The organism is Novosphingobium chloroacetimidivorans (assembly GCF_014204535.1).
GTDB classification, from domain to species: domain Bacteria; phylum Pseudomonadota; class Alphaproteobacteria; order Sphingomonadales; family Sphingomonadaceae; genus Novosphingobium; species Novosphingobium chloroacetimidivorans.
The window spans coordinates 257418-266648 of sequence record NZ_JACHLR010000005.1 but is presented as its reverse complement, the minus strand read 5'-3'; the positions used below and the strand labels follow the sequence as shown (position 1 = coordinate 266648).

Sequence of the window (9231 nt, the reverse complement as noted above, 5' to 3'; positions counted from 1 at the left end):
ATCTCGTCGAACGCTTCTTCAACAAACTCAAGCAGTTCCGGGCCGTCGCCACCCGCTACGACAAGCGAGATGATAACTTCCTCGCGTCAGTCCAACTTGCATCCATACGGATTTGGCTGCGACATAATGAGTCGGTGGCCTAGCGCGGGCACATGGCGAAGGAAGTTGATGATCTCTCGGCGCCGCTTTCGCTCTTCCGCCAGTTCTGCATCTATGCCCAGACGCCACTGCAGCGCACGGTCGTCGGGCTGACGGTGAAGCGCGTAGATGTCCCTTGCATAAGCGCGCACGGCATCCTCGTCATGCGCGAGGCCGGCTTCGACCAGGCTCGCGGCTTGCCGGAGCAGTGCCGCCGCGATCTCCCCTAGCGCGAGTTCGGGGTGGTATTGCACGCCCCAGAAAACGCCGCGATCGCATCGCACCTCGGCAGCCTGGACCCGCGTCACGCCGTTCGATGCCAGCAACGTCGCGCCGGGTGGAAGATCCTCCACCTCGTCGCCATGAACGGCCGGCGCATCCCAACTTGCAGGACGGCCTTGCAGCAGTGGGTGCGCGCGACCCGCGGGCGTCGCGCAGATCCTGCGGGCGATACCTGCCTCCATCCGTTCGGGCATCTTGCGGACCTTGCCGCCTGCCGCCGCGACGGCGACCTGCAGCCCCGCGCATGATCCGAACGAGGGGACACCAGACGCGAACACGCAGCGCATGAAGTCGAGCTGGCGATCGACTTCCGGCGTCTCATGGTAGACGTGCATCGGCGAGCCCGTCAGGAAGACCGCATCGTAGTCTGAGATCTGCGCCGGGGTGTATCTCCGTGCGTCCGCGTCAGCCGGGGACGCGATCTTGATGCGGGCGCCAGGCACCAGCTGTTGAAGCGTCGCGCGGTATGTTTCTCCCGCGCTCTTGCCGGCACTCTCCCGCCGCGCCTCCCGTTCTTCGGGGAGTTCGCTTTGCGCTACAAGGTAGTTGGGCATCAGGAGTGCTTCATCGTGGTGCTTCAGGGCTGGGCATTCAACCGAGTGCCGCCACTGCAAGCGTCAAGGCGCTCAAGCCAAGGGACAACGGCGTTCGCAAGGACATCCACCAATCGGGTGCAAGGCCGTGGGCTGAAAGCTCCCGGTCGACCAGCAAGCTGGCGAGCAGCGCTCCTGCCAGGACGACCAGCGAAGGTGCGGGCCAGGCGGCTCCGATCGCCCATGGGACTGCTGTAGCAAGCGCGATGAGCGATGGGGCAATGGCCGCGAACCAGATCCATGGCGGTATTGATGCAGCTTTGCCGGCAGCCAGGCCCCACCACATGCCGCCCAGAAAGCTGAGGATCAGCGCGGAGTAGGCATATCCGAGCGACAGCGCCGAGAAGTGCCATGGCTCTGGGCCAAGCGCCAGCACGGCGACGCAAGCGGCCTGAGGCAGAAGCCCGGCAAGGCCCAGTGCCATCGGCAGCGCCGGAGGCCGGAGCGGCGGGGCGGCCCCATGGGTTCTCATCGGATGGATGAGCCGATCTCGTGCCGCGCGCCGGCGATCAGTCGCCGGGCAATATCGCGCACAGCCTCGTCGTCCTTGGTCTCGTCACGCGCGTTGTCGCCCAGATGGTCGAGGCTGCCTTCGACGAAGTCGAGGAGCCCCGGTTGGCGTTGCTCGATATATTCGATCAGCTTGAACAGAACGTGTTCGATCGCGATTTCCCGTCGGCGGGTCAGCACGGCATTGTCTGTCACTGGTCAATCCTTCCCGGGTGGCGGTATCGAGGCTGGACATCTCGGTTGGCCCATCAGCAACCCGGTGACGCCGTAGGCCAGCCGACCGACTGCGCCCTGGCGCGTCAGTCGTGCGTGGGGCAGGGCGCGTACGCCGCTTCGTCGAAAATGCGTCATCCCCCGCATAGCCGTTGCGGAGCGTCTCGGGTTCCAGCGCAGGCCGACCTTGCCCCTTGGGGTAGGTCACTGATGTAAGCCTCGGCTATCGTTGGAACACGGGGGAGCAGTCACCTTCGGCTCACCGTACGTCCCGACGATCTCGCCCCTTGGCCAGCACATGCCCGGCCGCAGCTGTCAGGAGCTGGTCGCGAGTGGCGCCGAGCGGCAGATCGAGCATCCGATCGAGCGCCAGGACCTGGAGATGGTGGCCGTGCGGCCGATCGCCCATGGGCGGACGCGGGCCATCCCAGCCGATAGCGCTACCGAGGCCGCTGCGTGCGCGGCCATGCGTCACCCCAGCTTCAAGTACAATCGCGTGAGCCGCGAGGTCAGGATACGCCACGCGCCGTTATCGTGGCGGTAGGTCTCGTGATAGTGGCCGCTGCCGTGCAGGACCGGCGCTCCGCTGGCGAGCTCCCACACCTTGTCCTCCATGGCGATCACGCCGCGTGCCTGGGTTGCGGAGAGGATCTCTACCTCGTGGCAGTGACCGTGGTGCACGGTACGGCGCGTGGAGATTGCATCGCGTACGAAGCCGGCGATCACGTCGCCACCTTCGTAGGTCCACTCGTTGCTCTCCGCACCCGGACCCTCTCCCGACCCGTCCATGTTGAGCGACGCGCGGGCGTCGAACACGGCGTCGTCGCAGAACACCGCCCGCAGGCCGGCCCAATCTTTCGTGTCCATGCAACGGAAGTAGCGAGCCTTGAGCTGCTTGATCTGCTCGATCGCGAGTAGCTGGTCGTAGGCGTCCATGATCACTCTCCTCTCCGCCGTCTCTTTGTATCTTCTTCGGGGGCCTCAGCGTACGCGCACGACGACCTTGCCGATGTTGGCCCCGGTGAACAGCCGCGCATAGGCGGTCAGCACGTTATCCAGACCGATGGTTTCGTCGAACGGGGTCATGAGCTTGCCGGCGTCGGTCCAGCTGCGCAGGCGCGCGGTGAGTTCGGGGCCGCGGTGGGCGAAGTCGGGGGAGAAGAAGCCGGTGACCTGCAGCCGACGCGACAGGATCTGGTCGAAGCGCTTTGGACCGGGCTGGGCTTGTGCGTAGTTCGCCATCAAGCCGCAGATCGCGATGCGGCCGTAATGCGCCATGTTCGGCAGAACCGCATCGAGCAGCGGTCCTCCGACATTCTCGAAGTAGACGTCGATCCCCTCCGGCGCTGCCTGCGCGATGGCTGCTTCGACATCCGGCCCTTGATGATCGATCGCCGCATCGAGCTTGAGTTGCTCGGTCAGGAAGGCGCACTTGGCCGGGCCGCCCGCTATACCGATCACGCGCGCGCCCTGCTCACGGGCTATCTGCGCCGCAAGCATGCCGGTGGCGCCGGCTGCGGCCGAGACGAGGACCGTGTCGCCTGCCTTGACGCGGCCGACTTCCTCGATGCCGACAAGCGCGGTCCAGCCGTTCATGCCGAGGGGCCCAAGGTGCAGGCGAGGATCGCTTACCGTCGGATCGAGCTTCATCAACCCGGAGGCGAGCGCATCGACGCATGAGACATCGGCCCATTGTCCGAACGCCCGCACCAGGTCGCCGGGGGCGAAACCGGGCGCGCGGGATTCCAGCACTCGCCCCATGACCTGACCGGGTACGGGGCTGCCGAGCGGAATGGGAGGTTGATAGCTATCGGTGCGCGGCGTCATCCACATCCGCGTTCCCGCGTCCAGCGACAGCCAGTCGGCGGCGATCGTCACCTGGCCATCCGCCGGCTCGGGTGTCGGTCGTCGGTCAAGGTGGATGGCGGATGCGAAATCGAGGCCTTCCGGATAGGCCTGCAGCGTCCATACGCGGTTTTCGGACATGGTAGGCCGCTCCGTTCGGGGCCTTCTGGATCGACGACAAGCCGGTATCGAGCAACCTGATGCCTTGGCTAGGTGACGCAAGTGCGCTGCGGCTCAAGTCATCCCGCATAGGCGGCGATAGAGCGTCACGATCACATCTGTCACCAACTACCAGTGGAATAACAACCGCTGGGCTTGCGGCTGTGTAGAGACGCTCGAGCTGGCCGGCGGCGTGCGCTACACGCACGAGACGAAGGACAGCTTCTTCAGGCAGCCCTACAACAACGTTGCGGTCACTTCGATCTTTGGTCCGCAGAACCCGCCCGACGGCCTGAGCGTGATGACCGCCGACCAGACCGCGTGCACGCCGATCAGCTCGGCTTCGCCACGCTGCCACGCACCGTGGTGCTACAGGTTTCCACCGGCTTCTGATCGGGCTCCGACGCCCCGGAGAAACGAACACGAAAACCCGGGTCGACTTGATGTCGGCTCGGGTTTTCGACGTCTTCGCCAGGCTGCTGCTGCCGGTTCTGCTCCCGGCCTTCAGAGTTGGCTGGCCAGAGTCTTGATCTCGGAGTTCAGGATGCGGTCGTTCTCGGAGTAGTCCACCGGACAGTCGATCAAGTGAACGCCCGGCGTGTCGCGACAGTGCGCGAGCAGTTCGCCCAGATGCGCGGCGCTCTCCACCCTATGCCCAACCGCGCCGTAGCTTTCGGCATACTTGACGAAGTCGGGATTGCCGTAGGTGAGGCCGAAGTCCTCGAAGCCCATGTTGGCCTGCTTCCAGCGGATCATGCCGTAGCCGTTGTCGTTCAGGATCAGCACGGTCAGGTTGAGGCCGAGCCGAACGGCGGTCTCCAGTTCCTGGCTGTTCATCATGAACCCGCCATCGCCGCATACCGCCACGATCTTGCGATCGGGATAGACCATGGCGCTGGCCATGGCAGAGGGCAGGCCAGCGCCCATCGTCGCCAGCGCGTTGTCCAGCAGCACGGTGTTGGGCCGACGCGCGTTGTAGCCGCGCGCGAACCAGATCTTGTAGATGCCGTTGTCGAGGCAGACGATGGCGTCGTCGGGCAGGGCGTCGCGCACCTGGCGCACGGCGTAGGGCGGGAAGATGGGGAAACGCGCATCGTCCGCAAGCCGCGCGGTATGCTCCACTTCGGCCTGGCGATAGCGGAGCATCGCATCGAAGTTCCACTTCGGCGAGGGCGTGATCGCTTCCTTGATCTGCCAGATGGCATTGGCGATGTCGCCGATCACCTCGATGTGCGGGAAATAGACTGGGTCGACTTCGGCCGTCTTGGTGGAGACGTGGATCACCGTGCGGGCACCGCGGCTGCGGTCGTTGTGCATGAAGAACGGCGGCTTCTCGATCACGTCGTGGCCGATGTTGACGATGCAGTCGGCATCCTCGATCGCGCGGTGCACGAAGTCACCCGCCGACAACGCCGCGCAACCAAGGAAGCGGGGATGACGCTCGTCGATCACGCCCTTGCCCAACTGGGTGGTGAGGAAGGGGATGCAGGTCTTCTCGACGAACTCGCCCAGCATCTTGCTGGTCATCTTGCGGTTCGCGCCGGCTCCGATGACCAGCAGGGGGCGCTTGGCGCTCTGCAGCGCCTCGACCGCCTGCGCGATCGACTTCACGTCCGCGGTCGGCCGGCGCACGATCGAGCGTGGAACCGCTGCAGAGGCAGTATGCTCGTCGGCGATGTCCTCGGGCAGTTCAATGTGAGTGGCGCCCGGCTTCTCCTCCTCGGCGATGCGGAAGGCTTCGCGCACGCGGCTGGGGATGTTGTCCGACGAGGCGATCTGGTGCGCGTACTTGGTGATCGGCTGCATCATCGAGACCACGTCGAGGATCTGGAAGCGACCCTGCTTGGACTTCTTGATCGGCTTCTGTCCGGTGATCATCAGCATCGGCATGCCACCCAAAGTGGCATAGGCAGCGGCCGTGACGAAGTTGGTCGCACCCGGGCCCAAGGTCGAAAGGCAGACGCCGACCTTGCCGGTGAGCCTGCCGTAAGTTGCGGCCATGAAGCCTGCGGCCTGCTCGTGCCGGTTGAGGATCAGCTTGATCTGCTTGGAACGCGACAGCGAGTCCAGAAAATCGAGGTTTTCCTCGCCCGGAACGCCGAAGACGTACTCGACGCCCTCTTGCTCCAGGCACTCTATAAAGACGTCCGATGCCTTGCGCTTGTCGCCCTCAGCCATGATTCCTCAACCCCCAGGTTTCTCAGCCAGCCACATGGCCGCGATCAGTCTCGTACTGCGTTCATAGTGGCGTGCAAATGCCTGTCGCGATATCGCACGTGCTGCGTGACGGATTAAACCGATGCGACGATGCTCAGGCCACGGCTGCCTTGGCTCTGACCGCCGCCCAGAACGGCGCCGCGTCATAATAGAACGGTTTGATCTCGCAGCACTTGCCGTCGCGGAAGCGGAACATCTCGCACAGCTCTGCGGGCGCGAGTGCCGGATCGGCGAAGCGGAACGACAGGATGGTGACGGCGTGATCCTTGCCCGCCGTGGTCTCGATGCGCTCGAGGCCCGCGACATCGCACAGGCCCATCACCTTGACGAAGAGATCGCGGAAACCGTCCATGCCGCGGTAGGTGCCAGCCATCGGCAGATCGGCGGCCTCGGTCACGAAGAAGTCGTCGGTGACCATCTGCGATGCCGCTGCCCAATCGCCCGCACCCGTGGCCTCGTACATCCGGTCGACGAAGGCGATCATCTCATCAGGCGTCATGGTCATCGTGCGTCTCCTCGTCCCATCGCCTGTCTGACGCAGGTGCCGCGCGCGGGAACCTAGCGTTTCGGCCAGCATATCGGCTCCATGCGCTTGCCTAAGTTCCGGAGCATGGGACAGGTAAGACAGATCGTGTTGGCACGGCGGCCGGTGGGCATACCCGCCGTGGAGGATTTCAGGCTGGTGGAGACTGCCATGCCGGAGCTTGGCGAGGGCGAGCTGCTGGTCAGGATGCGGGTGGGATCTGTCGATCCGGCGATTCGCGGCTTCCTCGACGATAGGCCGAGCTACATCGAACCCGTCGCGATCGATGCCCCGATCAAGGGCATGTCGCTGGGAGAGGTGATCGCCTCGCGCAATCCGGACTATCCCGAGGGCACGCTCGTGCGCGCTTTCGCCACCTGGTCCGATCACTATGTGCTTTCGGCGGAGAGCTGGGGGATCGAGAAAGTCCGACCTGAGCCGGGCACCGACTTGCATCACTACATGGGCGCACTGGGTCCGGTCGGGCTCACCGCCTGGGTCGGGCTGTTCACCATCGGCGAAGCGAAGCCGGGCGAGACGATCGTCGTCAGCGCGGCGGCGGGCGCGACCGGCTCCACGGTGGGCCAGATCGCGAAGGCGAAGGGCTGCAAGGTCGTCGGCCTGGTCGGATCTGCCGAGAAGGCGCAGGTGATCAGCGATCTCGGCTTCGATGCGGCGATCGACTATCGCGCGACGCCGGACATCGCCGCCGAGATCGCCAAGGCCGCACCCGAGGGCGTTGACGTGTTCTTCGACAACGTCGGCGGCGAGACGCTGGAGTCCGTGCTGCCGTTGATGCGCCTGCACGGGCGCGTGGCGGTGTGCGGCATGATCGGGCAATACAACGACGCCGACCACCCCTTCGGCGTCAAGACGCTCTGGCAGCTCGTGGTGAACCGTATCAAGATGCAGGGGTTCATCACCTTCGACCATCCCGAGGTGCTCGCGCAGGCACAAGCCGAGCTCGACGCGTGGGTCGCGGAAGGCAAGCTGCGCCCGCTGGCGAACTTGCGAGACGGGTTCGAGACGCTGCCGCAAGCCTTCGTCGACCTCATGTCGGGCCGGACGATCGGCAAGACCTTGGTGCGGATCTGAGGCTATGAGCGAAGTCTGGCATACCGTCGTTCCCGAGAGCGACTTCCCGGCAGAGGGCAAGCTTGCGATAGAGCTGGGCGGCTGGAGCGTGCTGATCGTGCGCACCGAGGATGGCTTTCACGCGCTCAACGATCGTTGCACGCACCAGGCGGCGATGCTTTCGCCAGGGCGGGTGCGGCGCGGGGCGATCATGTGCCCGCTGCACGGTGCCCGCTTCGAAGTCGCGACCGGCCGCTGTGTCGGCGGCGCCTATGCCGATCTGCGGCGCTTCGCAGTGCGCAGCGAAGGCGGGTCGATCGAGGTGGCCGTGCCGGCGACCCCGCCAGGGCCGCAGGAGCGACCGATCGCGAGCTGACGCACCGACTTGATAGAACAACGATGGAGACGTGGATGCCCTTTACCGGACCCTTTGAGGATCGCCTAGCCATTCGAGAGCTGCTCGAGGCTTACGCCGATGCCGTGACGCGCAACGATGCAGACGCGTTGGGCGCGACGTTCGCCGAGGATGCCGATTGGGCCTTGCCCGACTATCCCGAGATCGGGACTACGCGTGGCAAGGCGGCCATCGTTGCAATGTGGGTCGAAGCGATGAAGCATTACCCCGGCATCATGTTCGAGGCCTGGCCGGGGTCTATCGAAGTGCAGGGCGATCACGCGACCATGCGCAGCTACACCTCCGAGGTCTACGATCAGGGCAAGATGACGGTACGCGATCGTGGTGTGTACGAGGATACCTGCGTGAAGCAGGATGGCCGCTGGCTGTTCAAGAGCCGCACGTTCCGCAAGCTGCACCGGCAGCAGGCTGCAAGGGACTAAGATTGCGGGCAACTCCCGGGCGAGTCCGAGCGGGCCCGCCCAGTGGCCCTCACATCGCGGTGGAGCCGCCGTCGACCACGAACTCGCAGCCCGTGATATAGCCGGACTCGTCGCTCGCCAGGAACAGGTTCATGTTGGCGATGTCGAGCGGGCTGCCCATGCGCTGCATAGGGATAGCCGAGACGATCTGCTTGAAGCCCTCGGGATTGTCCCTGCGGGCCACGTCCTGCATCGCGGTCTCGATCATGCCGGGATGCACCGAATTGCAGCGGATGTTGTCGGCCGCGCATTCCATCGCCACGACCTTGGAGAACAGCCGCACGCCGCCCTTGGCCGCCGCGTACGCGCCGCACATCGTCACGCCTACGATGCCGGCGATCGAGGAGAGGTTCACGATCGAGCCGCCCTGGCCCACATTGCGCATCAGCGCGACGGCCCGCTGCGTGCCGAAGAACACGCTATCCAGGTTGACCTTGTTTTGCCGCTCCCAATCGGCTGCGGTAAGTTCGGGCAGGGGCTTGAGGATGGCGATGCCGGCGTTGTTCACCAGCACGTCGAGGCGGCCGTGGCCTCGTTCGATCGTGGCGAAAATTTCGTCCCATGAGCTTTCGCTGGTGACGTCCTGTGCCAAGGCCTGGGCCTGGCCACCTGCCTGTTCGATCGCGGCGGCCACTTCGCCCGCGCCGGCCCTGTCGAGGTCTGTCACGTAGACGAACGCACCTTCCTGCGCGAAACGCTGCGCCGTCGCCGCACCCAGGCCGCGCAGTCCGCCTGCGCCGGTCACCAGCGCGATCTTGCCTTCAAGCCGACCCGTCATCGATAGTCCTTCCCGTCGAAAAA

The 9231-nt window shown here is 65.0% G+C and carries 12 protein-coding genes and 1 pseudogene; 4 read left to right on the top strand and 9 right to left on the bottom strand.

From position 1 onward, the window contains the following. Positions 1–143: pseudogene (locus HNO88_RS08475) on the top strand (IS5/IS1182 family transposase); the annotation flags it as partial. Here HNO88_RS08475 and HNO88_RS08470 read toward each other — a convergent pair. From HNO88_RS08470 to HNO88_RS08435, 8 genes are all read right to left on the bottom strand, one after another. Continuing rightward, positions 87–974 (bottom strand): type 1 glutamine amidotransferase, encoded by an 888-nt coding sequence (locus tag HNO88_RS08470; RefSeq protein WP_184244026.1) that lies wholly within the window; start codon positions 972–974, stop codon positions 87–89. The pseudogene HNO88_RS08475 and the gene HNO88_RS08470 overlap by 57 nt on opposite strands. A gap of 37 nt (positions 975–1011) precedes the next feature. After that, on the bottom strand, positions 1012–1437 hold the full coding sequence (locus tag HNO88_RS08465) for a DUF3429 domain-containing protein (RefSeq protein ID WP_246381352.1): 426 nt from the start codon (positions 1435–1437) through the stop codon (positions 1012–1014). Positions 1438–1481: 44 nt separating this feature from the next. Continuing rightward, entirely contained in the window at positions 1482–1718 is a 237-nt protein-coding gene (locus HNO88_RS08460; protein WP_184244022.1) for a hypothetical protein, read from the bottom strand. A 277-nt stretch (positions 1719–1995) separates the two neighbouring features. Further along, a complete protein-coding gene (locus HNO88_RS08455) occupies positions 1996–2211 on the bottom strand; it encodes a YbhB/YbcL family Raf kinase inhibitor-like protein (RefSeq protein ID WP_312857024.1) in 216 nt (71 codons plus the stop codon). Next, complete coding sequence (locus tag HNO88_RS08450; RefSeq protein ID WP_184244019.1) at positions 2208–2672, bottom strand: nuclear transport factor 2 family protein; 465 nt, start codon at positions 2670–2672, stop codon at positions 2208–2210. Before HNO88_RS08450 ends, HNO88_RS08455 begins: the two co-directional genes overlap by 4 nt. Positions 2673–2717: 45 nt before the next feature. Next, complete coding sequence (locus tag HNO88_RS08445) at positions 2718–3722, bottom strand: NADP-dependent oxidoreductase (protein WP_184244017.1); 1005 nt, start codon at positions 3720–3722, stop codon at positions 2718–2720. Between the two features lie 522 nt (positions 3723–4244). Next, positions 4245–5918: an acetolactate synthase large subunit gene (locus tag HNO88_RS08440; RefSeq protein WP_184244015.1), complete on the bottom strand. Its 1674-nt coding sequence runs from the start codon at positions 5916–5918 to the stop codon at positions 4245–4247. Positions 5919–6051: 133 nt separating this feature from the next. Next, the gene (locus tag HNO88_RS08435) at positions 6052–6534 is read right to left on the bottom strand and encodes a nuclear transport factor 2 family protein (protein ID WP_312857023.1); all 483 of its coding nucleotides are present in this window, start codon (positions 6532–6534) and stop codon (positions 6052–6054) included. Positions 6535–6567: 33 nt separating this feature from the next. On the opposite strand from HNO88_RS08435, the gene HNO88_RS08430 reads away from it, so the two are divergent. The 3 genes from HNO88_RS08430 to HNO88_RS08420 are packed head-to-tail and all read left to right on the top strand — an operon-like array spanning position 6568 to position 8391. Further along, entirely contained in the window at positions 6568–7575 is a 1008-nt protein-coding gene (locus HNO88_RS08430) for an NADP-dependent oxidoreductase (protein WP_184244012.1), read from the top strand. A 4-nt stretch (positions 7576–7579) separates the two neighbouring features. Beyond that, the gene (locus tag HNO88_RS08425; RefSeq protein ID WP_184244011.1) at positions 7580–7930 is read left to right on the top strand and encodes a Rieske (2Fe-2S) protein; all 351 of its coding nucleotides are present in this window, start codon (positions 7580–7582) and stop codon (positions 7928–7930) included. A 35-nt stretch (positions 7931–7965) separates the two neighbouring features. Next, on the top strand, positions 7966–8391 hold the full coding sequence (locus HNO88_RS08420; RefSeq protein ID WP_184244009.1) for a nuclear transport factor 2 family protein: 426 nt from the start codon (positions 7966–7968) through the stop codon (positions 8389–8391). Between the two features lie 49 nt (positions 8392–8440). Here HNO88_RS08420 and HNO88_RS08415 read toward each other — a convergent pair whose 3' ends face one another. Next, positions 8441–9208 carry an SDR family NAD(P)-dependent oxidoreductase gene (locus tag HNO88_RS08415; protein WP_184244007.1) on the bottom strand — a complete coding sequence of 256 codons (768 nt, stop codon included), beginning with the start codon at positions 9206–9208 and terminating at the stop codon, positions 8441–8443. Positions 9209–9231: the final 23 nt, after the last annotated feature.

Excerpts from the sequence above, each read along its gene's own strand:
- HNO88_RS08470 (WP_184244026.1), bottom strand. The coding sequence starts at position 974 with ATGCCCAACTACCTTGTAGCGCAAAGCGAACTCCCCGAAGAACGGGAG.
- HNO88_RS08465 (WP_246381352.1), bottom strand. The coding sequence starts at position 1,437 with ATGGCACTGGGCCTTGCCGGGCTTCTGCCTCAGGCCGCTTGCGTCGCC.
- HNO88_RS08450 (WP_184244019.1), bottom strand. The coding sequence starts at position 2,672 with ATGGACGCCTACGACCAGCTACTCGCGATCGAGCAGATCAAGCAGCTC.
- HNO88_RS08445 (WP_184244017.1), bottom strand. The coding sequence starts at position 3,722 with ATGTCCGAAAACCGCGTATGGACGCTGCAGGCCTATCCGGAAGGCCTC.
- HNO88_RS08440 (WP_184244015.1), bottom strand. The coding sequence starts at position 5,918 with ATGGCTGAGGGCGACAAGCGCAAGGCATCGGACGTCTTTATAGAGTGC.
- HNO88_RS08435 (WP_312857023.1), bottom strand. The coding sequence starts at position 6,534 with ATGCTGGCCGAAACGCTAGGTTCCCGCGCGCGGCACCTGCGTCAGACA.
- HNO88_RS08430 (WP_184244012.1), top strand. The coding sequence starts at position 6,568 with ATGGGACAGGTAAGACAGATCGTGTTGGCACGGCGGCCGGTGGGCATA.
- HNO88_RS08425 (WP_184244011.1), top strand. The coding sequence starts at position 7,580 with ATGAGCGAAGTCTGGCATACCGTCGTTCCCGAGAGCGACTTCCCGGCA.
- HNO88_RS08420 (WP_184244009.1), top strand. The coding sequence starts at position 7,966 with ATGCCCTTTACCGGACCCTTTGAGGATCGCCTAGCCATTCGAGAGCTG.
- HNO88_RS08415 (WP_184244007.1), bottom strand. The coding sequence starts at position 9,208 with ATGACGGGTCGGCTTGAAGGCAAGATCGCGCTGGTGACCGGCGCAGGC.